The 24,517-nt window shown below is 36.9% G+C and carries 29 protein-coding genes; all 29 read right to left on the reverse strand.

Annotation, left to right across the window (positions count from 1 at the left end; all coding sequences use genetic code 11):
• Positions 1–37: 37 nt before the first annotated feature.
• Entirely contained in the window at positions 38–166 is a 129-nt protein-coding gene (locus IGL28_RS08215) for an XkdX family protein (RefSeq protein ID WP_080292486.1), read from the reverse strand.
• Position 167: 1 nt separating this feature from the next.
• Positions 168–557 carry a hypothetical protein gene (locus IGL28_RS08220; RefSeq protein ID WP_081122925.1) on the reverse strand — a complete coding sequence of 130 codons (390 nt, stop codon included), beginning with the start codon at positions 555–557 and terminating at the stop codon, positions 168–170.
• A gap of 12 nt (positions 558–569) precedes the next feature.
• Positions 570–3,041 carry a BppU family phage baseplate upper protein gene (locus tag IGL28_RS08225; RefSeq protein ID WP_081122924.1) on the reverse strand — a complete coding sequence of 824 codons (2,472 nt, stop codon included), beginning with the start codon at positions 3,039–3,041 and terminating at the stop codon, positions 570–572.
• Positions 3,042–3,082: 41 nt separating this feature from the next.
• Positions 3,083–3,856, reverse strand: coding sequence for a hypothetical protein (locus tag IGL28_RS08230; RefSeq protein ID WP_081122922.1), 774 nt, complete (start codon positions 3,854–3,856; stop codon positions 3,083–3,085).
• A gap of 14 nt (positions 3,857–3,870) precedes the next feature.
• Complete coding sequence (locus IGL28_RS08235; protein ID WP_197725770.1) at positions 3,871–5,565, reverse strand: BppU family phage baseplate upper protein; 1,695 nt, start codon at positions 5,563–5,565, stop codon at positions 3,871–3,873.
• Between the two features lie 12 nt (positions 5,566–5,577).
• A complete protein-coding gene (locus tag IGL28_RS08240) occupies positions 5,578–8,286 on the reverse strand; it encodes a phage tail tip lysozyme (protein WP_368026528.1) in 2,709 nt (902 codons plus the stop codon).
• Positions 8,283–9,002 carry a phage tail protein gene (locus tag IGL28_RS08245; protein ID WP_438843945.1) on the reverse strand — a complete coding sequence of 240 codons (720 nt, stop codon included), beginning with the start codon at positions 9,000–9,002 and terminating at the stop codon, positions 8,283–8,285. The genes IGL28_RS08240 and IGL28_RS08245 overlap by 4 nt, the downstream gene beginning before the upstream one ends.
• Positions 8,999–11,302: a phage tail tape measure protein gene (locus IGL28_RS08250; RefSeq protein ID WP_368026530.1), complete on the reverse strand. Its 2,304-nt coding sequence runs from the start codon at positions 11,300–11,302 to the stop codon at positions 8,999–9,001. Before IGL28_RS08250 ends, IGL28_RS08245 begins: the two co-directional genes overlap by 4 nt.
• Before the next feature lie 191 nt (positions 11,303–11,493).
• The gene (locus tag IGL28_RS08255; RefSeq protein WP_034867627.1) at positions 11,494–11,958 is read right to left on the reverse strand and encodes a hypothetical protein; all 465 of its coding nucleotides are present in this window, start codon (positions 11,956–11,958) and stop codon (positions 11,494–11,496) included.
• Positions 11,958–12,584 (reverse strand): major tail protein, encoded by a 627-nt coding sequence (locus IGL28_RS08260; RefSeq protein WP_368026531.1) that lies wholly within the window; start codon positions 12,582–12,584, stop codon positions 11,958–11,960. Before IGL28_RS08260 ends, IGL28_RS08255 begins: the two co-directional genes overlap by 1 nt.
• A gap of 5 nt (positions 12,585–12,589) precedes the next feature.
• Entirely contained in the window at positions 12,590–12,955 is a 366-nt protein-coding gene (locus tag IGL28_RS08265; RefSeq protein ID WP_368026532.1) for an HK97-gp10 family putative phage morphogenesis protein, read from the reverse strand.
• Positions 12,945–13,283: a hypothetical protein gene (locus tag IGL28_RS08270; protein ID WP_226062914.1), complete on the reverse strand. Its 339-nt coding sequence runs from the start codon at positions 13,281–13,283 to the stop codon at positions 12,945–12,947. Before IGL28_RS08270 ends, IGL28_RS08265 begins: the two co-directional genes overlap by 11 nt.
• Positions 13,273–13,599: a phage head closure protein gene (locus IGL28_RS08275; RefSeq protein WP_368026533.1), complete on the reverse strand. Its 327-nt coding sequence runs from the start codon at positions 13,597–13,599 to the stop codon at positions 13,273–13,275. Before IGL28_RS08275 ends, IGL28_RS08270 begins: the two co-directional genes overlap by 11 nt.
• On the reverse strand, positions 13,580–13,846 hold the full coding sequence (locus IGL28_RS08280) for a head-tail connector protein (protein ID WP_081185164.1): 267 nt from the start codon (positions 13,844–13,846) through the stop codon (positions 13,580–13,582). The genes IGL28_RS08275 and IGL28_RS08280 overlap by 20 nt, the downstream gene beginning before the upstream one ends.
• A 2-nt stretch (positions 13,847–13,848) precedes the next feature.
• Positions 13,849–15,219 (reverse strand): phage major capsid protein, encoded by a 1,371-nt coding sequence (locus IGL28_RS08285; protein WP_368026534.1) that lies wholly within the window; start codon positions 15,217–15,219, stop codon positions 13,849–13,851.
• Positions 15,220–15,231: 12 nt separating this feature from the next.
• Positions 15,232–15,801: an HK97 family phage prohead protease gene (locus IGL28_RS08290; protein ID WP_368026535.1), complete on the reverse strand. Its 570-nt coding sequence runs from the start codon at positions 15,799–15,801 to the stop codon at positions 15,232–15,234.
• Complete coding sequence (locus tag IGL28_RS08295; protein ID WP_368026564.1) at positions 15,773–16,960, reverse strand: phage portal protein; 1,188 nt, start codon at positions 16,958–16,960, stop codon at positions 15,773–15,775. Before IGL28_RS08295 ends, IGL28_RS08290 begins: the two co-directional genes overlap by 29 nt.
• 63 nt (positions 16,961–17,023) lie before the next feature.
• Positions 17,024–18,751, reverse strand: a complete 1,728-nt coding sequence (locus tag IGL28_RS08300) for a terminase large subunit (protein ID WP_368026536.1) — start codon at positions 18,749–18,751, stop codon at positions 17,024–17,026.
• Positions 18,748–19,200 (reverse strand): P27 family phage terminase small subunit, encoded by a 453-nt coding sequence (locus tag IGL28_RS08305; RefSeq protein ID WP_368026565.1) that lies wholly within the window; start codon positions 19,198–19,200, stop codon positions 18,748–18,750. The genes IGL28_RS08300 and IGL28_RS08305 overlap by 4 nt, the downstream gene beginning before the upstream one ends.
• Before the next feature lie 110 nt (positions 19,201–19,310).
• Positions 19,311–19,691 (reverse strand): HNH endonuclease, encoded by a 381-nt coding sequence (locus tag IGL28_RS08310; protein ID WP_002317345.1) that lies wholly within the window; start codon positions 19,689–19,691, stop codon positions 19,311–19,313.
• The gene (locus IGL28_RS08315) at positions 19,688–20,089 is read right to left on the reverse strand and encodes a hypothetical protein (RefSeq protein ID WP_081201988.1); all 402 of its coding nucleotides are present in this window, start codon (positions 20,087–20,089) and stop codon (positions 19,688–19,690) included. Before IGL28_RS08315 ends, IGL28_RS08310 begins: the two co-directional genes overlap by 4 nt.
• Positions 20,070–20,369 (reverse strand): hypothetical protein, encoded by a 300-nt coding sequence (locus tag IGL28_RS08320; protein ID WP_081201986.1) that lies wholly within the window; start codon positions 20,367–20,369, stop codon positions 20,070–20,072. Before IGL28_RS08320 ends, IGL28_RS08315 begins: the two co-directional genes overlap by 20 nt.
• 943 nt (positions 20,370–21,312) lie before the next feature.
• The gene (locus IGL28_RS08325) at positions 21,313–21,780 is read right to left on the reverse strand and encodes an ArpU family phage packaging/lysis transcriptional regulator (RefSeq protein ID WP_010720123.1); all 468 of its coding nucleotides are present in this window, start codon (positions 21,778–21,780) and stop codon (positions 21,313–21,315) included.
• 306 nt (positions 21,781–22,086) lie between these two features.
• A complete protein-coding gene (locus IGL28_RS08330; protein WP_226062951.1) occupies positions 22,087–22,233 on the reverse strand; it encodes a hypothetical protein in 147 nt (48 codons plus the stop codon).
• Between the two features lie 13 nt (positions 22,234–22,246).
• Positions 22,247–23,395 carry a DNA (cytosine-5-)-methyltransferase gene (gene dcm / locus IGL28_RS08335; RefSeq protein WP_368026537.1) on the reverse strand — a complete coding sequence of 383 codons (1,149 nt, stop codon included), beginning with the start codon at positions 23,393–23,395 and terminating at the stop codon, positions 22,247–22,249.
• Positions 23,392–23,805: a YopX family protein gene (locus IGL28_RS08340; RefSeq protein WP_368026539.1), complete on the reverse strand. Its 414-nt coding sequence runs from the start codon at positions 23,803–23,805 to the stop codon at positions 23,392–23,394. The genes dcm and IGL28_RS08340 overlap by 4 nt, the downstream gene beginning before the upstream one ends.
• Entirely contained in the window at positions 23,802–23,996 is a 195-nt protein-coding gene (locus IGL28_RS08345) for a hypothetical protein (protein WP_139438621.1), read from the reverse strand. Before IGL28_RS08345 ends, IGL28_RS08340 begins: the two co-directional genes overlap by 4 nt.
• Positions 23,993–24,310 carry a DUF1140 family protein gene (locus IGL28_RS08350; protein WP_178309260.1) on the reverse strand — a complete coding sequence of 106 codons (318 nt, stop codon included), beginning with the start codon at positions 24,308–24,310 and terminating at the stop codon, positions 23,993–23,995. The genes IGL28_RS08345 and IGL28_RS08350 overlap by 4 nt, the downstream gene beginning before the upstream one ends.
• Positions 24,310–24,507 carry a hypothetical protein gene (locus IGL28_RS08355; RefSeq protein ID WP_178309261.1) on the reverse strand — a complete coding sequence of 66 codons (198 nt, stop codon included), beginning with the start codon at positions 24,505–24,507 and terminating at the stop codon, positions 24,310–24,312. The genes IGL28_RS08350 and IGL28_RS08355 overlap by 1 nt, the downstream gene beginning before the upstream one ends.
• Between the last annotated feature and the right edge of the window lie 10 nt (positions 24,508–24,517).

Genomic DNA, 24,517 nt, shown 5'->3' on the forward strand with positions numbered 1-24,517 from the left:
CTTTCCAACAAAAAAAGCATACTCCAGGGAGTATGCCTTAACTTTCTTTATTAATAATTTTATCTGCTTCTTCCTCTGTAATGCACAACGGAACAAATTGTCGAACTTGATCTGCAGTAAAGCAATTCCAGTCATACATCATTTTGATATCTTCATAGGAATACATCTTATTCTCCCCCTTCATTTTTCGAAGATTGAAGTTGATCTTTCAATAAATCGATTTCTTTACTGTTTTGAATAGTTGTGAGCATCGTTTTTGAATTGATTTGTGCTAACGAATCAGCTCTTTTTGTTAATTCTTCATTCGCTTGTTTCAATATTTTATTATCTTCTTGTAACCCTTCAGATAAATCTTCTAGCAGAGCTAATTTTTTAGAAACATCTTGAGTCACAACTTCTTCCCATTTCCGTTCGCTTGGATTCCAAAATTGACGATCTAATGGAACATCTAGCAATGGTGGTACAGAGGTATAAGGCACTCCTTCTGGGAAATCATCTGGCATACTTCCCCATACCTTGCAACCCACTGGATACATATATTCATACATTGTTTTCATTATTCATTCCCCCTATTCATTCGGCCATACATCATTTGTAAAATAGCTGACGGTTCCAGAACACTCTTGATTTTCTGGTAAATTTGTAGTAGAAACCATCACAACAATTCCCGAACCATTCGCATAAACAGATAACGCAGGATTTCGATTGGTTTTATTCGCCAAAGTTCCACCCCAATCCTTTAGCGAAGTTGGAGTATATCCTTTTGGAAAAGCCATTAAATTTTTCCATCCAGCAAAATTTGCTGATTTATTTGTGATCGAAAAATTGGCTACTACACTTCGTCCATCTCGTTCAAATCTGACTGAACTTTCATTGGTGAAATCTGTTGTATTCGTTGTTTTTACTGTTTTTGAAACAAAACGATCTAAAGCTACTGGTACATTATTCACTGTTGGTGTTTGTCGAAAGTCTTTAAAGCCATCAATAGATTCATTTCCTGAAGAATGCACAACCGAAGCATCACTCGCTAATTTGCTCCAAGGATTCCATGCCATAGGATAACCGATCATCGCACGTTTATAAAACATACCATTCGATAAAAATTGTTGGATAATTACTCCGGCAGATTTAATGACAATAAGATTACCGTATAATGGGCCTTGAACAGGCATATTTTCACCGGTTGCACCAGCACAATAATAAATCCCACTCTCTTGAATATCATCCCAATTTTCGGTTGTAATATATTGATTTTTATATACCATTAAGCCTTTTTCAGTGCTAGATTTAGTGACAAAATATTGTTCACCATAATCAGGCGTGATATTCCAGCTGTAATCATTTGGATTATCGCTATCTTTCAAGCCTTCACCGAAGTATTTAAACTGACTAATATTAGGGGTTCTGGTGTCTCCTTTTTCAATCTTGAGCCAGTCTATTTTTACAGTACCTTTTGTTTCACTTGGAAACTGATATACAGCTAGAGTTCGTAGTGCGCCTGCGTCTATGCTAGCCTGTGTTACTGTGAACTCTCCTTGCCATGTATCTGTTAATCCTTCAACTGGATACAAAACAGCAGCTTTAATTGTACCGCCGTTTAGATATGCTATAAATCGCTGAGTTGCTGGCTTGGTTGCTTTCATAGTTAACACATATTTCTGGTTAACTTTGTAGTCTTCTACATTGGCTTTTGAATAAACAGAGTATTCAGTTGTAGTAATAGGAAACTGAACATCTTTGTTTGCGATATTCTCACCCAAAGGCGCTTTACCTAGCCAGTAAGGGTCATCAAGTAAGTTTGGCTGATATGGTGTGGCTGTAGAGCCTTCCTCAAGTTTAGCGTGTCTCAAACGTAGTCTACCAGATAGGCTGTTATTAGCGTCTTGATTATATAGCAGTATATACCAACTTTCAGCGTTATCTATCACAGTAGTCATTTTAGCGGTAACAGTTAGTTTTTGCCATACACCTTTAGCGGTAGTTAATGTATTAGGCGTAGTTAGTGCTGGAACCCACTGAGGCATTCTAAAATATCGTAGTACTATCTTACTAGGGTCTCCAGTGAAATCATCTTCCAGCATAATTTCTACACTCATGGTATATGTTTTACCTACTATCAGAGCTGGTTGACTTTTCATTTTGTATATCTCTAATTTATGGTTTGGATCAAGTGTGACCACTACCTCGTCACCATCATCCACAACAGATAAAGCACCAGTACCTTGCGAGAAGCTGTCAGCGTTTATATTAGCCATTAAATTCGGATTACCACTATAATCATAGCCCCCGAAATCGATGCTGTTACTGTACATTTTCTTCAGCTTGCCTAGATCGCCGATTTGCTGATTGGTTTGGTTCATCTTATCTTTGATTAACGTTAATTCATTTTGTGTTGAAACAACGTTTTGAGAAACAGTATCAATATTAGATTGAGTTGTTTTTAATTCCTCTGTTACCTCGACAACATTTTGATCAATTGACTGTGCTGCATTCTCTACAAAGTTATTTATTTGCTGGTTGGCCTTTTCGATTGTAGAATCTACATTTGTTAAGGCCTCATTCACTGCATCTGTTGTTTCTTGCTTGATTCCATCGAGCAGTTGTTGAAAGTCTTTGAAATAATATTCTCCATTTAGTTGAACATCTCTATCGATGATAGATTTCTCAATATTGAAAGTAAAAGCCAAGTTGTCGGTGTGACTGCCATCTGGAAAGTCAATATAAACATTCGCATCAACTTTGCCTTCATAAGCAAGTAACATATCAGGAATTAAATATTTTACAATACCTTGCATGTAGCTTTCAGTAATGATTTGGTTGTCAAAAATAGGAAATTCTTTTTTCTCTTCACCAGAATAGATATACATAAAAAGACGGACAGTCGCATTGATTAAATCAGTTGGACTTCCGTCTTGATTTTTAATTTCAAATTGTAATAAGCCAGCTTTTTTGTCATAGGATTTGAAAGTAAATCCAGTGACTTTCGCTGGTGGATTTGTCGGTTCTGTTGGAACAATGATTTCTCCTGTCTTTTTTTCCATTGAATCACCTTCCTTAATAATTAAATAGAGGAGTCACCGTATTAATAAATCCCTTCGATACCTGCAATCGTAAAACCTGTGTCATCTGTAAAATCTATAGTTCCATTTCCATGAATAGTGGCCAATCGACATTTAGTAAAACGTAACACCACGTTGTCACGATAATTAGTAAGTTCTATTCGAATATTCCAAATACTTTTTTCGGATGAACCTATACCCGTGAACATAATAACTGGGTTATCTACCGCTGGTGTTTCAAGCGTAAATTGTGTACCTAAACCCTTGACATGAAATCGTAAACGACTAAAACGACGTGTACTAGCCGTTAAATTCATGTTTTGTCCTACCTTACAATCTGAATCGCCCGCTTTCCACAGTTTCGTTACTTGTTCAATTCGTTTCCAATTTCTTGAATTGTAGCCACCTTCTCCGCCTTCCTTGCTTGAATTGATATAAAAAATACTTCCGTTTGATACGTCAATCATCACATAAGTCTTACGTTGAGAGTGTTCCCCGAAAACGTGTAACTGGATAATTTGTCCAGGGATCATTGGATCGGGCGTTCCCATTTCGTCAGCCCATGCCCACACAGTAGCGTAATGACCGAATGGAATATTCCAGAAACTATACTTCTCACTTAAGTAATTATCCTTAATTAAATGGCCGGTTGCTTGTGCTACAGTCTCAGGTGAAGCAAAACCTGCATTTTTCTCGGTAGCAAGCGCATGTGCTTGTTGGTCGTTACCATCACAATGAATAGCAAATTGTTCTAACATGTGATCAATTGCTTCTTCTCTTGTCATATCTTCAAACATTATCCATCACTCCTTTAATATGAAAATGACCGTTTTGTTGCTCGTCCCACGCCATTCATTATCAACGTTCTTGCTGTCTTATCAATTGACAATTGATAAAAAGCTTCAAAATCAACACTAGTATCTTTAGTAAATGCACAAGTTCCAACTATCATTTTCAAAGTACCGAGATTTCTCACCGTTTCCCAATGTTCATGCCCGCAAATGTAGGCAATAATAACACCTGGTCCTTTTGTGCTAAAATCAAATACTTCACTTCCTGTAACGGACTCCGATGGTTCTCCAGTTAGCGAATCATAATCAATGGTTACTGACACACCTTGTTTAAACCCATCAATAAGTATCCGTAATGCTGCAGTATTCCATACACCTGTTGCGGAATCATCTAATGGAATATGACCTACTAATAAAACATGATAGCTACGATCTAAGTTCGTGAGGAAAGTACCGAAGTCTTTCAATTGTTCTGCTCCGATTTTCCCTATTTCCCCATCTTTTGTATGGCCACTGAATTCTTTATACTGACCGTTGCTATCAAGTGCATCACTATAATCATCTGTATCAATGCGATAGATTGCAATTCCTTTATCTGGGAATAAACGACCACCGAATGTGCCATTATATAAATGGTGCATATCCGCACTATTTAAACAAGTTTCTGGTGTATGACCTATCCAAGCATAAGGAATTTTTCCAGTATCATGATTTCCACGACAAACGATGACATCTTTTTTCCATACACTAGCAAAATTTGCGAAACGTTTTTGTATGGCCATTGAATGTGTTCGCCCAAAGTCACGAACACCAATCTTGAACTCTCCTGTACGCCCACTATTACAATCACAGTTATCTCCACCGTAAACAGTCACATCACATTGTTTGGCCATTTCTTTAAATTTTGCTAAAGTACTCCAACGCCTAGGATTCGTCGAACTATCTCCTGTTGTAAAAGCACTTTCTTTCCCCATCCCATCGACGTGAGTATCTGTGATGAACGCAACGTTAAATAACTGATGATCAATGTTGGCAATAACTTCATCAAAATTAGACGGAACAGAATATCCACCGTCTGTAATCTGTCGCACAGAACTAGACACAGAAAGTTTTTTATTTTGAATGTCATCTAAGCGATCAGCTAAACTCTCATAATTTCCTTTCGCTTCATTCAGAATGTTAATGATCGTACCACCTGGATCGATACTTTCCAGTATTTCACGATTATCTTCTAACCACTGCTCCCAGTCATTTTTGCCCTGAACCATGTAATCTTTGAATTTTCTTAGCAAATCCTCAAAGGTCCACACATAGCCAGAATCACGTAACTGGCTTCTAGATATTCCAGAAATGACTCGATAGGTAAAATCCTGTGTGCTAAATTGTTCACTCCAAGTTCCATCACCATTAAGTGATCGGAAACTGAAATGTGCGGTGTTTTCACCGCCCCATTGCCAGTCAGGCTCACTTAACGTATAAACAAGCCTTGCTTGTCCTGGACTGTATTCTTGTACTTTTTGTTCAACAGGTTGGTTTTCGCCAAATTTTGTTGTGTTAATAAAAAATGGCACTAGGCCATCGAATGTTTTTAATATCCCATGTTCCACCACTTCAACAACCAATTTTTGGGTTGAAACATCTCCTTGTCGAACTTGAATCATCCCCACATAATTATATGGTTCTGTTGTACTTAAAACGACATTCCATTTACTCATAGAATCACCACCTTAAAATTGGATATAATTTCTTGGATTCTCAAAATCAACAACTGGCTGTGGCCAATAATTTTTCATAATTTGAAAATGTAGATGTTCTCCTGTAGATGGACCAGTTGTTCCCATCAAGCCTATTTGAGCACCTTTCTGGACTTTTTGTCCAACAGAAACATCAATACGAGACAAATGAGCATAACCTGTCCACTTCCCATTATTATGTTTAATAACCACGTAATTACCATACCAGTCATAATAATTAGCACCAGCCTGAACAACTTCCCCATCTAATGCTGCAAAAACAGGTGTATTAGGATTTCCATTTACAAGATCAATTCCATTATGAAATTCTTGGCCGCCATTTATTGGACTAGTTCTCCATCCACATTCTGAAGTAACTGTCACTGGTTTTTGAATTGGACAAATGAAATTCCCTCCAGGTTCTGGACTAGTTAATCCATGTAATTTGTTATACCAAGATTGGGCATAATTTTGGCGTTCTGGATGTGCAGAAGCTGGACGTTCAAAGTTCATTTCAAAAGCATATGCTGCACTTTTGGCATCATTGATCGATTTAAATCCTGATACTGTGGTTGGATTTACTTTTCCGAGCCATTGACCGTTGAACATACACCAATCTAATAATTTTACTTGGGCTTCAATACTTCGATAATCTTCTTGAATCCCTGCGGTGTTCATCAAACGCTGAACATACTCTCGTCCGTGCCAAGTTGGTGATCCGACTAACGGATAAGCAGAACCATCCCATTGAACAATCCCATAAGCTGGACCACCAAGTTGTTCTGTATCAGGGTTCATACTTGCTCCAACTTCCCCCTGAATATTTCCTAGAATACCTGCAGCTGCATATTCAGAATAGCCACGAGCTTTCAGCATTGTCCAAATTTTCCATGCTCTTTTTTCAGCTTCCGTCGTCAATTGAGGAGGGATAGTTCCAGGATCACTTCCTCCACTGTTGTTCCCTGTGATTTCTTTTCCGTTGACTGTGAGTTTGCCTTGTACATCTAAGTCTCCAAAATAAATTGCTTTACCATTTCCTAATAAAACTAATCCTTTACCGACTTTAGGAGAAATCAAAATATATTTGCCGTCTCCATTTGTACGAATAACTAAAGAATTATCTTCAATAGGGGTTGGAGTAGAAGCCCCAGGAAAAGGATTACCAGCAGAATCAGTTGTTCCAATCGTTCCAATTGAACCCTTAGAATTCCAAAATTCCATACCTTTTTTGGTTAGCTCCATGATTTTTTTGTTTTCATTCCAAATTTGAAGTGTGCCTTTTACAAGTTTTAACACATCACCATAAGCATTAAAGGAAGTTTCGAATACTTCTGCATTTATTGTTCCTACTTTGATGAAGTCAGCAACAATTTCTCCTTTTGATGTGATAGCAATACCGAATGGGCCATTTACGCCATTATCTGAATAACCTAAACCATTCAAATTCCATCGCCAAACACGCTTTGCGCTAGCCACATTATCAGTATCCATAATAAGTATCTCGGATGGTGCTTTCTCTGGACGAAAAACGACATGTCCACCAGAATTCCCAGTGATCCATGCCGTTGCATTTAGTACATTCTGTACTAATGTTTCTGTCCTATTATCAATTTTCTTTTTGAGTTCTTGAGTTTGCGAATTAACTGTCGATGTGTAAAGAGATAGATCATTGCCTAAAACGAGGTCTTTATACTTTCCTAACGTTGGAAAATAGGTATATTCAACGACCCTTTCTTTTATTTCGATATCTAGCTCTTTCGCTCTCACGTGAGCGACATCACCAAAGCTTAGAGTTGAAAGCTTTCGATACATTTCACCGTATTCGAGCGTATGCTCAAGCGAAACCATGCTTACCTGATGAGTGGCTTTTGGTTCGTGGATTCTGTCGTTATCAAATAGTGTTTTCCCCCACTTAATAAGCTCATCAATAGTTTTACAATCGGCATTTTCTCTTTTACCGATTCTGCGGTTTTCATCTGTTACGCCTGCCACCTCTAAATAGCCATACGAAATTGGTTCTTTGTCCTGGTCATAGTCATTATCAGGAACACCACCAACTAGAAACAGACTATTTACGATAGATTCCTCGTCTATTTCCTCTTCGATTGATTCTAAATTGACACCAAAATCAATGCGAAATCCGTTATCTGCACCGATCTGCTTCACTAGATTTAAATTGTAATTATCCATGTCCAATTCTGCACTAGCAACACCAGTCAAATTTTGATTTCCGTTGTTCGAACCAATAATAGCTTCAACTGGTGCGACTTGCTTCGCAGTGAATTGATGAGTGGTTCCGACATTTGACAGGTAATTGAATTTTTGTTTGAACGCCAAATTATTTTTTAAGCTATTCATAATTTGCGTGCCATTCCCATTGCTAGTAAATGATTCCACGATGAAATTTTTGTTGGCCATAAATCCAATATGACGAGCCGTAACAGATACCGAAGTCAAATTCTTTTTGATATTGTAAATTTCGAAATATTGCCATGAACCATCAGGAACTTTTGCTTTTAAAAAATTTCCTTTTTTCAAATAGGATCGATATTGACCATTCCTAGCGTAATTTCCATAAAAACGATACTGACCGTTTAACACTCGATTAATTTCTGGCAAGTCTTCCCAATCAACCAGAGAAAATCCATTCACAGATAAATCATCTGGCATTTTGTCATAAGCATAAATAAATTCTTTTGTCACAGATACACACTCCTATTCCAAAATCGAATTTGATTGAACTTACCAGATAATTCGATGGTGTTTTTTCCTGGTGTCAAAATCGGCCAATCGCCTTTTGTAAACAGCGATAAACCTTCCTGAACAACTTTACCCAGTTCAGTATCAACCGCCACAGTTCCAGTTACAGTGTTTAAAACAGTTAACGTTCGATCGCCGATTTTTATTGAAATGTCCCCACCTTTTGAATCAATTTCAAGATATGGTTGGGCTTTTTCGTCTCCATGATCATAAATTTCAACTTTAGACACGTTGAAGTTTTTAGGTGTTTCGCCAACTTTTCTTTTGAAAGGCTGGCAGCGAAAAGTAACATCAAAGGTATAAAAATAGCCCCATTCATTTTCGAACAGAATTTCTTTACTCATGCTACAGATAGCATCTAAATATTTATCTGGATCATTGTGAGTGATTAATTGACTTTTCCCTGTCAGCCAACGTTTAACTTCTCTCAGCCGTGAATGCGGAATGGTGATCCCTTCGATTTCAAGGTTGAACGGTTCATAATCATCGAATGTTTCAGTTAGTTCGCCGTTTCTGCCTTGTACCGTATACGTTTCATAGCGTTTGTTTGGCATTATTTCAGGCAACTCGCTTTCAATAATGCAATTCATATCAAGCGTAGCATTTAAGTTTTTCCAGATAAAATTCGGCTCATCTGGTTTCATGAATCGTTGACTCATTCCGGAACACCTCCCAAATCATAAATAGCTTGTCGATTAGCTCTTGCAAATTTACGGTTCATTCGATCTAATTCCGATGGATTATTTGCATCAACTTTGCCAATATGGATATGTTGCTCGATATTACCACCAGAAACTTTTCCACCGATACCTCTGCGTTTTTCTTCGTCAGATAATGGAGTCACAGTAGTTTTTCCATTTTTAGCAGTTAATAACTCTGGTCCAGCTTCACCAACAATCGCTTGTCCATTGATTAAATGACCACCTTGAGCTAAATATGGGAGCTTGGATATAGAAAATGATTTACCACCAATACCAGGAACCCATTTTGGTATTTTGATATTATTCAGTCCACCAATAAAACCATTAATCAAACCAATCATGGCATTAATAGGAGCTTTTCCCACAGCAACAATACCATCGAAAATACCGCCAAAAATATCAACCAAACCTTGCCACGCTCTTGACCAATCACCTGTAAATATACCAGTAATAAAGTCAATAAATCCTGTCAGTATCCTCTTTCCTGCATTATAAAAATTCATGAAATTAACTACTATTCCTTCGAAAACACCAGAAATATAGCCACCTATAAATTTAAAAACTTCTACGGCGACATCTGAAATGCCTTTGAAAAATGCATTAACTCCATCATGAAACCATTTCACTTTGTTATATGCCAATACAAATCCAGCAATCAATAAAGCTATTCCTGCGATTACTAAAACAAACGGATTCGTTGCAAGAAAACCAGATAAAGTCTGCCAAATCCCTATAAAAGATTTAACTCCACTAACAATTTTAGTAATTGAACCCATAAGTGTTCCTAAAATCACTAATAGTGGACCAATTGCTGCTACTACTAAAGCTATTGTTACTAACATATTTTTTTGCCCTTGATCAAGTGAATCAAGCCAAATTTTAAATCGTTGCAATGCATCTATTGCCAATTCGAAAAAAGGCAACAAAGCTATTTGTACGCTTTCTCCCACAGATGCCATTGCTAATTTTGCGTTGTTCATGGCCATATTTGCCTTATCAATCGGATCAAGTGTAGCTTCATAAGTAGAACCAACAGAGCCACCACTTTCTGAGGCAACTTTTGCTAAATCTTCTAGATTAAGAGTCCCCCTTTTAATTGCATCAGCCATTCGAGGACCGCCTTTATTACCGAAAATTTCGGCGGCTGCATTAATTGCTTCAGTTTCTGAGCTTGCATTTTTAATTTTATCTTGCAATTCTCCAAGTCCTTGTGACAAAGTTTTCCCATCTTTAGCATAGGTAACTGTGGCTTTAGATAGACTACTCAAAGCTGCGCTAGAATCAACACCAGCTTGCTCGAATTGCCCCATTAATGTAATACCTTCACCAAAACTCAATCCTAGTTGTTTGATTTGAGGGGCTCCATCAATCGCCTTTTGCATTAAATCATCTACAGATTGCCCTGTATTTTGAGCTGTCTTTGTTGTTACATCTAATACAGAATTTAAATCATCATAAGACATGTCATAAGCCTCAATTGCTTGTCGAGCAAAAATAGCCGATTGCGAAACATCTGTATCATTGATTTCAGCATACTGTAGGAGATAATTGGTGGAATCTTCCAGTTTTTTGTCCATGAATCCAAATTGAGTATTTACTTCGCCAATGGCTTCTCCTACCGTTTGTAAAGGCAAGTGAGTATTTGAACCAACATTTTCAAAAGATTGCGATAGTCTATCAGCTTGATCACCTGTTGCTCCGGTTTTAGTAATAATAGTATCAAGAGCTTCATCTACTTCACTAAAAGCTGCTAGTCCTGCAGCACCTGCAGCAACAATTGGTGCAGTTACGCCAATAGACATTTTTTCACCAACACCTTTAACTTTTTCGCCAGCTCCTTCAATTTTTTGAAGTTTTTTTGCGGTATCAACAGAAACATTTCCCTGTTCTTTTAATGCATCATTAGTTTGCTCTAATGCATAACGCAGTTTATTTTCTCCTGTTTCAGATTCCAAAAGTCTTTTATAGAGTTTTTGAGATTGGTCTGAATATTCACCAGTTTCTTTAACTGTTTTTTCATACTCTTCCCTTAACATCTGGGTTCGCTTTTCTGCTAAAGAAAGTTGTTTTTCTAATTTTTTCTTAGTAGCTGTTAATTTCTCTGTTTGAGTTGCATTCTTATCCATGGCAGACACTTGGTTTTTGTACTCGGTAGCTGCTAAGTTCATTTCTTTATTGATTTCTTTAATTGTTTTTGAATAGCTAACTTCGCCATTCGTTTTAAAATTTAAAACAACATCTGATTCTTTCCCTGACATTTTAGCGCTCCTTTCCTACCACCAAGGACTCTTATCCATAGTTATAGATTGAGGTGGCTCAAACTCAGTATTTTGCTGTAACCACTGTAGGTATGATTTCAGCCACAAGTTAGGCGTAGATTTCAAAAAGAAACTCTCACTCCAATTTAATAGAGTGAGAGCAACATAAATATAAAAACTCCAAGGAGTTCCTATTTCTTCCGATTCTTTTTGTTTTTCTTTCTTTTTGCTTGCGCTTTTTGAAAGTCTTGTGGCTTCTTGGATTTTTTTAGGTCTTCTACCTGAAATGTCTGACTAGCAAAAATTTCCATACAGGTACTATAAGCAGACAACACCTCTCCACTCATTCCTAAGAATTTAAAAATAGTTTCTGGATTTTCATCTAAACCACCAGTGCGCAACATTGCATAAATCAAGGCACGCATGATTTTTAAGTCACTAGGCGATAAGTTAGCAGAAGAAATTTTTCCTTCTTTTTTGTATAGCATGGCATTCATATCAGATTCGAATTGCGAATAATCTCCACCATATACATCTGCTATAAATTCCATTGTTTGCATAGTAAATGAGATAGGGAATTCTACACCTTGAATAGTGACAGTAGCAGAATTTTTTAAGTCTTCAACGTGAATTCCATAATCAGATAACCGAGCCATTAACCTGCACCTCCAACTTTAGCCAATGTTTTCCACTGTTCTTCATCGTATACAGGTTGAGCAATGAATTTATTAAATAATTCGAGAGAAGCTCCGTCTCTATTTGAATCAAAGCTTGAATACATTACGTTGTTATACTTCAATCCAGATGAAATGAAGTTCGCAGTTACATCATCAATTTTCGTCTCATCATCAGCAGTAGCATATTCTTCATCAATAACATTGGACAACTGTGTTTTGGGATACCAAACAGCTTTCTTTCCACCGTTTTCAATATTTCCAATAAAACCAAATGCAAAATAAGGAAATTCACGAGCGGTATTTCTACCAAAAGTTACGCCACTTTCAGCAATCAAACCTTTCAATTCGTCCATAACAGCAATTGGAATTCCTACATGATCCAGAGCTAACTCATGTTTTGTTTCTCTACTTACACGCCGAAACATTTTACTAGATGCCCATTTTTCAAGAGCTGTTCCATTTCCCTTTATTCCTAATTTTGTAGCAATTGGTAAACGAACAATCTCGCTATAAGTCGGTGCTTCTCCAACAGTATCAGGAGTAGTCATCATGCCAATCAATATATCGTCTAATCCTTCAAAATAGAAAGTATCTTGCTTTCCCACTTAAATCACCCTTCCCACATTTTAATAATTTTCTTTGTCATAATCTCTTCAATCTGTTGCTTATTTTGCTCATATGTTCCACTTGCAAAATGTTGAGCGCGTTGCTTTGTTGTCCCATTTTCGGCAAAACGCCAATAAAAGGCTGTATCTTCAAATTGGACTTTTACTCGATCATCTTCTACTACAACTTTTACATGATCTTTCATATGTTTTTTCTTTAATAACGACTTAGGTATCTTAGGCAATAGTTGCTTCATGTAAAAATTAGCAGCTTCTTCTAAAGATTCTATTGATATTTTTTTCGGATCTACCTTTGAAAGATTTCCTAAATAATCCGCCATCTCAGCAAATCCGTTCGCATTATTGGCCATTTTCCATACACCTCACATACGAGTAATAGTTAGTTATGGTATCGTCGTTCTCTTCACCTTGTATACCCACAAAATCAGCATAAGGTATACTTGCTTTTTCCAAAGCTTGTTCAATGATAACCAAGTCCTGTTCTGTTCCTAACGTAAAGAAAGAGATTTGATAATATGGCATCTTTTTGTATACTTTTCCGGAAGCCATTTTCTTATTAATACTCACATTTGAATACACGATATATGGATACGTCGTTCCTAATGCGGCCTTATCTCTGAACACCGGTAACTTAGTTGATTTCAATACTTTTATCAATTCATTGAAACTAGTCGACATAAGCTAAACTCAACTCCATTTCTCTTGTATCTGGATTAGTATAAATTCGAGTGATGTTATATGTCACAGAATCAATTTTGAGCGCACTTAATTTTTCTGTGATAGATTTATCCCATCTGACTTTTATTCTTCTGACAACGTCTGTCTTGACTTGCTGTGATAAATATTTTTCTTGAGAAGTCACACCGAGTTCCTCATAAAATATTGGACGCTTAAATTCGTAAACTGTAGTTGGACGATCATTTTCGTCAGTCCCTGATTTGATATCTAGCAACTCTGCTCTCCATCTGAAATTGTTAGTTTGTCTCTTCGGCATTTTGAATTGCTCCTTGCACAATAAATGGAGTAATAGCATTCATTGCTTTATCTAGTTCATCTTCTGAAACTCGATATTCATAAGCAATGCTTGCAACCATTAGAATAAGATATTCTTGTTGCCCACCAGTTGCTATCTCAACATAATTTCTAGCCATATCTAAATAAAAAGAGAGTAAGGAATCATCCATACCCTCTTCAAAATGAATATGTGCTTTAAATTTTTCCTTTAATGATTGAATAATCATATTTAATCACCAACCGGTTTTGTAATTTCATAACGATATACTGCCGGTTCAAACGGAGAATAAACCAATTGTCCATCTAGTAAATTGTAAATTTGGAATCCAATTTGATTTTTACCAGAGAATTTCTCAATAAGTTTTTGAATCTCTAAGGCACCAATAACTTCTTGAATTTTGAATGCAGAAAAATCGCCAAAATATAAAACTGGCGTATCTGGTTCACCTTTTTTATCCGCTGCATCTGTCCAATCTACAGGATAGCCAACTAATTGGTAACCAATTCCACCTTCTGCTTGTGTGAATGGTCGCAATAAAGGAAATCCATCGTCTGTTTTCATTTTTTCGATAGCAGTCAAAGCAGCTCGATTAATAATAAAGCGACCTTTTTTCATTACTTCTGTCACTGGTGTATTTTTAAATTCAATTAATGCATCATATAATTTTTGTCCAGCACCTTGAGCAGTCAAATCTAACGGTTTTTCAAATGACACAGCTTTTTTAGCCAATGCACCTGGATTTTCATTTCCAGCATCATCTCCATTAAACATATAATTGATTTCTTTTCGTACATAAGCTTTTTTCAATTCTTCGACAACAATATCTTCAACTGGAACACCAGACATTTTTAGTAATTTCTTAGTTACTGTTGCCAATGCATCAAACTCAGCCGGATCAAGTAAAATTTCATCAAACTGAATAGCTGTCTCAGTAATATCAGTTGAACGTTCTTTCTTATTGACATTCGCGTCTGCTTTTTTCACAAGAATTGGATATTTTACATCACCTGATGTTCGCACCACTGTTCCGTATTTACGAAGTAAATTTTCTTCTTGAGCATAAGTAATAACTTCAGATGCAATTACTTCTGGGACAGTAACTGAACCGTTGCCAGCTTCAATCCCTAAAGCTCGAGCTTCTGCTTCAGAAATATTTCCAATTACAAAATTAGCAAATGCTTTTCGTAGTTGTTGATCTTTTTGTTTCTTGGTCATTTTGCTTCTTGCCTCCAATCCTGATTTAATGGAGTCTAACAATCCATCACGTTGTTCTTGTGTGATCATCCCCGAACGATTTTCTGGATTATCTTCTCCTTCTTCATCATCACCATCTGAATTAGATTCATCACTAGAACGATTGTCAGGATCAGCACTTTCATCGCCTACTCCATCATCTTTTCCTTCTCCTGTACCACTAGAGTCACCATCATCTTCCAACGCATCTTTGATTCCATTTAATTCTTCAATGACTGCATCAATTTCTTGTTGCACGCCGTCGATGTCTGCTTCACGCAATTCACCAGATTCGATTTTTCCACGTAATTCTTCCAGTCTTTGCTCTTGACGCGCTTTCAGTTTTTTTAATAATTCTTTATCCATAATCTTTTCCTCCTAAGCTCCTAGTGCTTGATTGATTTTTTTGATTAAATTTTTTCTTTTTTCGACTACTTTTTCTAAGTCTTCCTTACTTCTTAAAGCGGCTTCGGTATCTTCATATGCTGGCAACGGCACGATAGAAACTTCATACAATTCCACTTCGTGAATTGTTCTAAGCATTGGTGTAGAGTTATAATCCCATGTTTCTTCAGTTGGTATGAATCCAAAACTGCATTGATTGATATCGCCACGTTCCATCGATTTGATCAAATCCCTAGCAACTGTTGTATCCGGAAGATCAACTTCAAATTTTAACCCACGCTCATCTTCTGATAGACGTAGTGTGCCGCTTTTTGTGCGTCCTAATACATTGGACCAATCATGATTGAAAAGACATCGAACATCGGAACTGCTAACAGCTCTTGAAAAAGCACCAGGAGCTATCACTTCGTCCAAGTCTTCCCATAATCTTGTTGGACTATTAAAAACTGCTGCATAACCACTAATCGTTCTTGTTTGTGTTTCTTCATCAGAACGTGTTGAAAGATCGGTGATGTCAATCGTTCGAATTTCCTTCTTCTTCATTTCCATCACCTCCCTTCAAATTCTGGTTATTCGTAGGCAAAGAATCATCTGTTGCATGCTTCTTGCCGATTTTAGATAAATCATTTGAAATATAAATAGCTTGTGTTTCTGGAGTGTTTTGTTTAGGGAAACCAAGCATTTCTGCCACATTATCTGGGCTTGTAATCCCAGTACGAACAATGTTGTATCCGATATTTGTTTTTGTGGAATAAGGAACAAAATCCAAAATGTTAATTTTCCATTCCACTCGATAGCCAGAATTAGGCATAAAAAAAAGAGCGGTGTAATGTTCGCTCTTGTTCTTCAATATTGGTTTGATTGCTTTGTTGTGCAGATACATCATTGCTTTTTCAATGTCTGTTTTCATCAACGATTGATACGTATCAACATTGATTCCTAGAAATTTGCCTAAGTCTTTTTTGTAAACACCTAAGTAGTTCAAAATAGCCGTATCATCAACAGGACTTTTTAATGTTTCGATGGAATACCCTTTTCCCAAAGGAATCATCTTAACAGAATGATCACTCTCATTTTGCGTTCCTTCTAGTTGATCCAATATAGCTTTAACAATTTTTGTTTGGGCGCTATTATTTGGGTTGATGTGGGCGTCCAGTTTAAGCATAAACGCAAGTAAACCGCCTTTTGTATATTTGTCCGTCAAAACTTTTTCAGCACTCATAACGCCTTCCAGAGTGTTTTTTGCAAGGTCAATTATCCCAGCACCTTTTAATGAATCAGTTCCGATGTTTTTAATGTGTCGAATCATTTGACCAGGTATTTTTTGACCGTTCATTTCAAATTCTTCTTGAAGTCGTTCATTGATTTTAGTGGTTACACCGTATGCCAAATGAAGCTGGTCCCGATCTGTTAATGGAAATGTCTCACCGTTGATCAGTAGGGTATTTGTTTCCAATTTGGTAAATTCGAATCCGGTCAAATAATCATTGGGACTCTTCAAAATATTTAGTAAGTGATGATCTTTGACTTCGTTGCCGTCGGGACCAATAACAATTGGTGTGGCCAATGCCACCTGATTAGATATGTCTTGAACTAATTCATAAACATCAGAAGATTCCATGATAGATGAATCCGTCACATATCTTTGACCATAACGTGTGTAGTGTCCAAAAATATCCTCGATATATCCACGTTTTTCCATAAAAGAATAGACTGCATTCGATAACCGATCACGTAATTTCAATTTTTCTCACCGCCTTTCTATTTATCTATAAATGGAACTTAGATAATCATCTAACTCATCCGAATCAATATCGGTCATTTGATTCATCGTTTCCTTATGACCACACAAAAACGCCACGAACCCATCAATCTTTTTCTTTGATTGACGTTTACTTGGCGCTTTTTGTCCATTGATGTTAGTAATTGCTACAACGTTCAAAGTGCAATAAAGGAATAATGGATTATCAAATTGAATCCGTTTCTCATAAAACAACCGTTCGACATCGTCAAAAGGTGCATTCAATACTTTAGGATATTGGGCAACCTCAACGCATTCCAATCCTAAGTTTTCTAATTTCTCAACAAGTTTATCACTCATTGCTGGATCATAATTCACTTGCTGAATATCATATAAATCCATGCAGTCCTCTATGTACTGCAAAATCTGATCTTGATCAATCATTTTTCCGTCGCAAAATTCAACGAAACCTTGTTCAGCCAAATCACTGTAAGGAACATTATCTTCTTTTTCTCGAAACTCTAAATCTTCATTCGGAATAAAATAAAGTTGCTTTACTTTAAGAACCGCTTTACCATCTTCATCCCATGTTGGGAAGTTTAAAGATACACAGGTCAAATCTCGTGTACGTGATAAATCTAAACCGATATAACATGGTTCGCCACTTAAATCACCAAGTTCTTGTGTGGTAACTAAACATGGCTCTACTTGATCCTGTTCAAAGAAATTATCCGCGCCGTTCACAAATACATCCAAGTGTTTCGTTAGAAATTCAGCTTTGGAATGAGCTGACCGTTGCGCCGTTTTAAATGCTGATTCTAAAGCAGATAAATCGACTGATATTCCCCAGTTAGGATTGCACATTTCCCAGACTTTTCTATCCGTCCAATCATAATTTTTATTTGGCTCATAGATTAGAACAAAGTTTGAATCATTATCATCACGTTTCAACACTTCTTTTGCTTCTCGATATACACGCATTCCAACAGACGACGAACCTTTCCCAGCAGTTGAGATATTAAACATCAATGGCTGTGGTAAAGATATTTGAGCAGACTTAAAATTGTCATACTGTTCCATTTTCTCTTGCTTATGCAATTCATCATTCAACACAAAATATGGATTTGAACCCTCAATGTTATCAATATTCTTCGTTTGAACAATAAATTTATTCGAGTAAGCCATATCTTTATGAATATAGTCATAAGTGATACTAGAAACAGTTCCCTTTGGTCCTTTAAATATTTTTGTTCCTTCAAGTAGAATTGGATTGTTTAAGATGGTAGCTGCAAAAGGTTTAGCAGCATATTGAGCTTGAGCAAAATCAGAGGCACACGCATAACAATCGACTGATAAAGCACCTTCACCGTACATTGCATATCCTAATGAACCTACGGCAATCAATGTTTTACCATTCTTTTTTGGGATTTGAACATAAGCCTCACGAGTAACGCGAACAATTTGGCCTTTTTCATTTTCTTTAACCCAACCATAAATCCAAGAATAAATAAATTTTTCCCAGGATTCTAAAAGAAATGGTTTTCCCACCATTTCTCCTTTTGTGTGAACAATAAATGTTTCTACCCAATCCATCATTTCATTCGCCCGATCTACATCAAACCAAATGTCTTTTCTTTTTTTCCACCTATACCAACGATCTATTGCTAAACGAACGGTTTTAGGATACTTCTTAGGTTGCTTTCTTACTTCTTTTGCAAATAAATCAGCATAATTTACACCAGGTTCAATCATTTTTCAGCACCTGCCTTCTTACGCCATTTATTTCTGTGCGCTGCTAGTTCATCTACTGTTTTTACTTCCGGACGTGTAATTTCTTCATCTTTTCTTGCAGTCGATCCTCCAGTAATTTGTCTACCATTTTTTGCTTTGTTCGTTAATCCTAATAAATCCAGAGCTTTCATTTTCTTATCAGCCCAAGTTTCTACTTGTTGCGCTAACGGATGTTTTGATTGATTAGTAGCACCTGATTTATTCGTGAATTTTTGAGTTTCTGGAAAACCTTTTTCTTTCCACAATAAATATTTATGTTGGTATATTTCAAAAATATCCAGATATGATTCAATCAACGGATCAAGAGTGATAGTGTACAAATCAGACTTACGCATTATTTCTAAAATACGAGCTTTTTCAGCACTTACTTTTTCATCAATAATCGCTTTACGTTGCGCTTTAGTCGTCATTTTTGTATACACCCCCCTTTGTTTTTGAAAAATTTGACCTAACGATGCGCGTGACTCCCCGCTACCCTATCTCCCCACGCGAAAAAATTTTGAAAATGGATAGGGGGGCTTCAATTGAAATACGAAGGGAAAACTTTTTTGTCTTCCGTTTCATTTTCAACAATTGGATGACATTTTGAACATAAAAGCATGAGATTGTTTGGATCAAGCTTAAGCAGTTCATTGTCTTTGATGGGTACAATGTGATGGACGTGTGCCCTTTTGCCGAAGATGAACTGACCGCATCGCTGACAGTGTCCACCTTCTCTTTCATAAATAAATTGACGCATGTCCTTCCATGCCTGTGTTCGATAGAATGGTTTGTTCTCATGATGATAAACAGACTTTGCTTGTTGCTTCTTCTTACGTGATTTACTTGATTGCTTGTGTTCAGTACAATATATTCCCTTTGCTATCTTGTTCGTACATCCGTCAAACTGACAATACTTCATTCTGCTTCACGGATAAATTTTAGGATGTCGCCTTTTGCACGGATAGCGCCAGGAATATCAATACCATGTTTCTTAGCATATGCACGCAATTCTTTTGCAGTCATGTTATCCAGTTCATTTGTTTCTTCACCAGACTGAGCTTTAGTAACTTCGTCTCCATCAAAGTCAGCAGTGGCGTTTCCATTACTTTCTAATTCTTCTCCTGACAACTGAATTTCTTCATCTCCCTTGAACAAGACACCATCGCCAACAATCGCCTTGGCAACTACAGTCATATCAGATTGTTCGCTTGTATCAAAGTTAGGTTCTTGCCCTTTCGGAACCACAACAATCTTTTTATTTTCTGAATCCCAGTACTCAGTTCCAGTAATTGATGATCTAATTTTTTTCAATACCATTTTGATTCTCTCCTTTGTAATTTGTACTGATTACTTTTGCACCCATTCGTTCATACCACTTAACAGTTTCCTGCAGATTAGGTAAAGTGTGAGATAGTAACGTTATTACTAAAAACTCAAAACCTGTGCTTTCGTTTACTACTTCAACATGTGCATAATTACCATTCCAATAATCTCTCAACCCATTAGGACTATTCTCAGCTTCAATTGCTTTTTTATAAACTTGACCCATACCCGATGTAACATCAAAAGTAAGTACAGCCTCATGAAAATCATTCATAGATAAAACTCCTTTCAAAATAAAAAGACCACTCAACGAGTGATCTAATATGTAAAAACTACACCTCAGAGGAGCTCATGAGGTATAGCTCTAGCATGCTATATAATTGAGATTGCCTATTCATCTTGTAGTAGCCATAGAATAGTATATGGGTCTGATTGCCTCCACTACTACTCAATCTCAATGCGGTTTTACTTTCGGGATCTTGTACCGCAAACCCAAAGTCGCTGGAGTGGGATTGCACCACTCATGCACTAGTCCGCTCTAGTTTTGTACAAGGTCCCAGTAGTGCGCCGTACGCAACCTACCTTCACCTTCGCGTCTCTCTATTTCCGCCACAGCGACATAAGTGTATTGCGAAATTATTTTTAGTCGTTATATAATTAATTAAGGAGGTTTTTCATATGCCTAATTATGTTATTGATACAACACCTACAAAAAATAATACTCACATACTACATGAAATAGACTGTCCATATGCCCCTGACAAAAATCATTCGATTGAAATTGGATACTATATAGAATGTTCATCAGCGCTCCGATATATTCGTATCAAAAAACCAAATTTAAATGTTTCTGGATGCAAATACTGTTGTCGTTCTTGTTGCAGTAAAAAATAATTGTATTGCTAGCTATCTTTTGATGATAGCTAATTTTTTTATATCAAAACAGACAGCAACCAGTTGATATAGATAAACAATGGAAAGTAAAGGAGGTTTTCACTTCCTTTTTCATATTTTTGCGATTGATTAGTTGCTGTCTATCAAAGCATAATTTAAAACGATGAGAGAGATTTCTTCCCTTCGTTTATTTTGTCGATCCTTTTTCGCAATCTTTCGACACTATCATAATAAATCACTTGCTAGGTAGTTGATTGGTACAAAAAAGGTATAAAAAGGAAAGTATTTGGTTAGTAAATGGGTATAAAAAGTGTAAAAACTGGCTACTTAAAAGCAACCAGTTCTAAGGAAGAAGCAAATTGAATGATGATTTTGTTTGATTCTGCTTTAACAGATTCCTCGCTCGTATTATTTCTTTGGGCAGTTACATAAATTGACATACCGTTGATATAGCGATCGTAGAATATCTTTTTCCGTCTTTCTGTTATATCAGGTTTATGTGGATGCTGAATTGCTGAATAGCCACGAATAAATAATTTGTGCAAGTACTCAAATTCCTCTTGTGCTTCCTCTTTCTCAATCATCATTCGTTCTGCTTCAAATGTATTATTTGCTGTAGAAGGCGGAACCAAGGAGTAAGATGCTGTTACCTTAGGTTCACGAGGTTGACCTACCCTACATCTAGCTGACAGATATGCGGAAAGGAATACAGCGACATTGTGTTTCGTGCGTTCCATATCCACATCTTTTGCCTCTGGTGTCTCATACTTCTTTACATCGAAAAGTACCATCCATTGATTCCTCCAATTATGATATAATAATTGTGTCAGAATTATTAACCAAAGTCGGAGGAATCCGGCTTTTTTATTTTCTATTTTTCCATACAATTGTTTTTCCACAACAACATTTCGTTCGATTTTGACTATTTAATAAAAATTGGCCAGAATTTATTGTTCGTCTTTCCTATTATTTCTTGTTCCCCTCTTGGATGATTACTAGCATATAAACAAAAAATACAATAAAGATAATAGAATAAATCATTCTTTTTCCTCCAAGTCTAATCCAATATATTCATCTTCAGTAAACCAATCATCACATTATGGATTAATCGCCCACACAGGTGATGTCTTATTTTTCATTACCGTAATACCAGCATTTAAACCGTTATTGAAACAATCCGCTCTCATGTCTTCACTTTTCATTTTAATGCTTTCTAATTCTTTGATTCCTTCTTGTATGTTCATCGCTGTTCCTCCTTCATAGTCTCTTCGCTATATCCGCAATCACTGGCACAGTCACACTGTTTCCAGCTTGTTTGTATAATTGACTATCGCTGTTTACTTCTTTTGCTAGATCAAATGTCCAATCTGGGAAACCTTGTAATCTCCAACATTCGCGTGGGGTTAGTTTACGGATTTGAAATCCATTTTCTAAAATGTTGTTTTCATGCCAACTGTTTGACGATAAGGTTGGTGCGATCTCATGAATACCGCCTTCATTGTATCCCCGTGGCTTCTGAATGATTTTAGGCTCTTGACCACCACCTTGCATGGTAGAAAGCGTCGGTGCTATTCCATTCGGATTATAAACTCTCGAATTTTGATCGTGATTTCCAGGTAATTTCCCAGCAACCATTATTCCGTGTCTATCCTGTGCAGTTAGAGTAAACATTTCATCACCGTCATTTTTAAATCTTCTACCGTTTTGCCTTTTTTCTAAGCGATCAGGCGTAAGAACTGGTATCGCTACTTGTTTCTGCTGTTTACTTTCAATAACGTACGATTCGACTCCTGTTGCTTCTCCATATCTTGCCGTGATTGTATTGACTGAGTTTTGTTGTCTTTGTAACTCAACAAGCGGTTCATCATTTCCTGAGAAAGGAAATACTTTTCTGGTACGTTCTCCTCTAAGATGTCCGATAATGAATACTCGCTCCCTGTTTTGTGGAACGTAGTCTTTAGAGTTAAGCACTTGCCATTCCACATCATACCCGAGTTCATCCAAGGCTCTGATGATCGTCTCGAACGTAGCCCCTCCTTCGTGATTGAGGAGTCCTTTGACGTTCTCAAGGAATAGATAGCGTGGTCTGAGAATAGATGCGAACCTTGCAATTTCAAAGAAGAGAGTTCCTCTAGTATCTTCGAAACCTTTTCGCTTTCCTGCAATTGAGAAAGCTTGGCACGGAAATCCTCCACAGATAACATCGACACTTCCGATTCTTCGAACAAACTCATCTGATACTGTTGTGATGTCATGCATCTCCACCTCTCCTTCAGTGTTATGAATTGCTTTGTAGCTAGCTCTTGCAAATTTGTCAATTTCGCAAAATCCTATGCATTCGTGTCCAGCGGATTCCATACCTAATCGAAATCCGCCAATGCCTGCAAATAAATCTAAGAATTTCATTCCTTCACTTCTTCCAATAACTCAGGATTCTCATATATATTTCCGATGACCCTTACATAAGGCTTTAGCCTAGCTAATAACAAATCTCCGGCACACCATGTTAAGTCGTGTTGATTCCATCCAACTGCATAATCTCCTTCGATCTCCATGCCTGCACTACTGTCTTCTTTTCTTTGAAAAGGATGATTTTCGACTGCTACAATATCCCCCTCAAATATCTCCACACCATTCTTGTCTTTCAGTCCTGTGGATTGCATAAGTTCAATATCATCAAAATTTCTAATATAATCAGAGTTAAACCAAGCGACATTCCCTTGACCGATTACTAGCTTTTTTTCTTTGAAAGATATTGATTCTACCTCTTGTATAGTTTCTGTTTTTTTATCCCACGCTCGAAATTTCGGTGTCATTCGCTGTCCTCTCTTTCCTCATGCCAATTGTCTGCAACCAACACTTTTGCTTTCGATTCAGTAGCAACAGGTAGCTTTTGATTGTATTGATCACAAAACTTCTTTGCTGCCGATTTTGATTTATATAGCTTTCCATCTCCAACTGGAAACATGTATTGTCCACTAGTTATCGCCACAATATAGACTTTCATTCGCTGTCCCCCATGTATTCGTCTAATATCTCTTTATATTTCTCTACAAATTTGAAACGGTCTTGATTAAGTTTCTGACTCCAACCTGTTTGCTGATCCAGCTCACGCATCTGATCGAACCCTTTTTGAATCTCTTTGTAATAAAATTCAATATTAGACGCTGCTTTCCAATGTCGAGCGGTTCGAACTCCTGAACCAGTTTCAGCCATTTCCAACTTAACTAATTCCGCTCGTCCTTTTGCTTTTTTGTCTTTCTGAATCTTTGTCATGATTTTCTTGAGGATGATGTCACTGTATTGATTAATAAGATCCATTATTCGTGGTCTTTCTTTCGAATTAATAACATTGGTTCTGGCATAATCTGATCATCTTTCAAAAATTCATTTGGATAATGCTTTCGTAACTTTTTATTATCGTTAAATGTTTTCAGCAACCACTGACTCGTTTCACTTTTGTTCTTGCCAACAAAATAAATTTTTCCAGTTTGTATTCCTGCAAGTTGAATCATCATCTTCACCTCA

It is taken from the genome of Enterococcus sp. AZ077, assembly GCF_051714965.1.
In the GTDB taxonomy this organism is placed as follows: domain Bacteria; phylum Bacillota; class Bacilli; order Lactobacillales; family Enterococcaceae; genus Enterococcus_B; species Enterococcus_B hirae.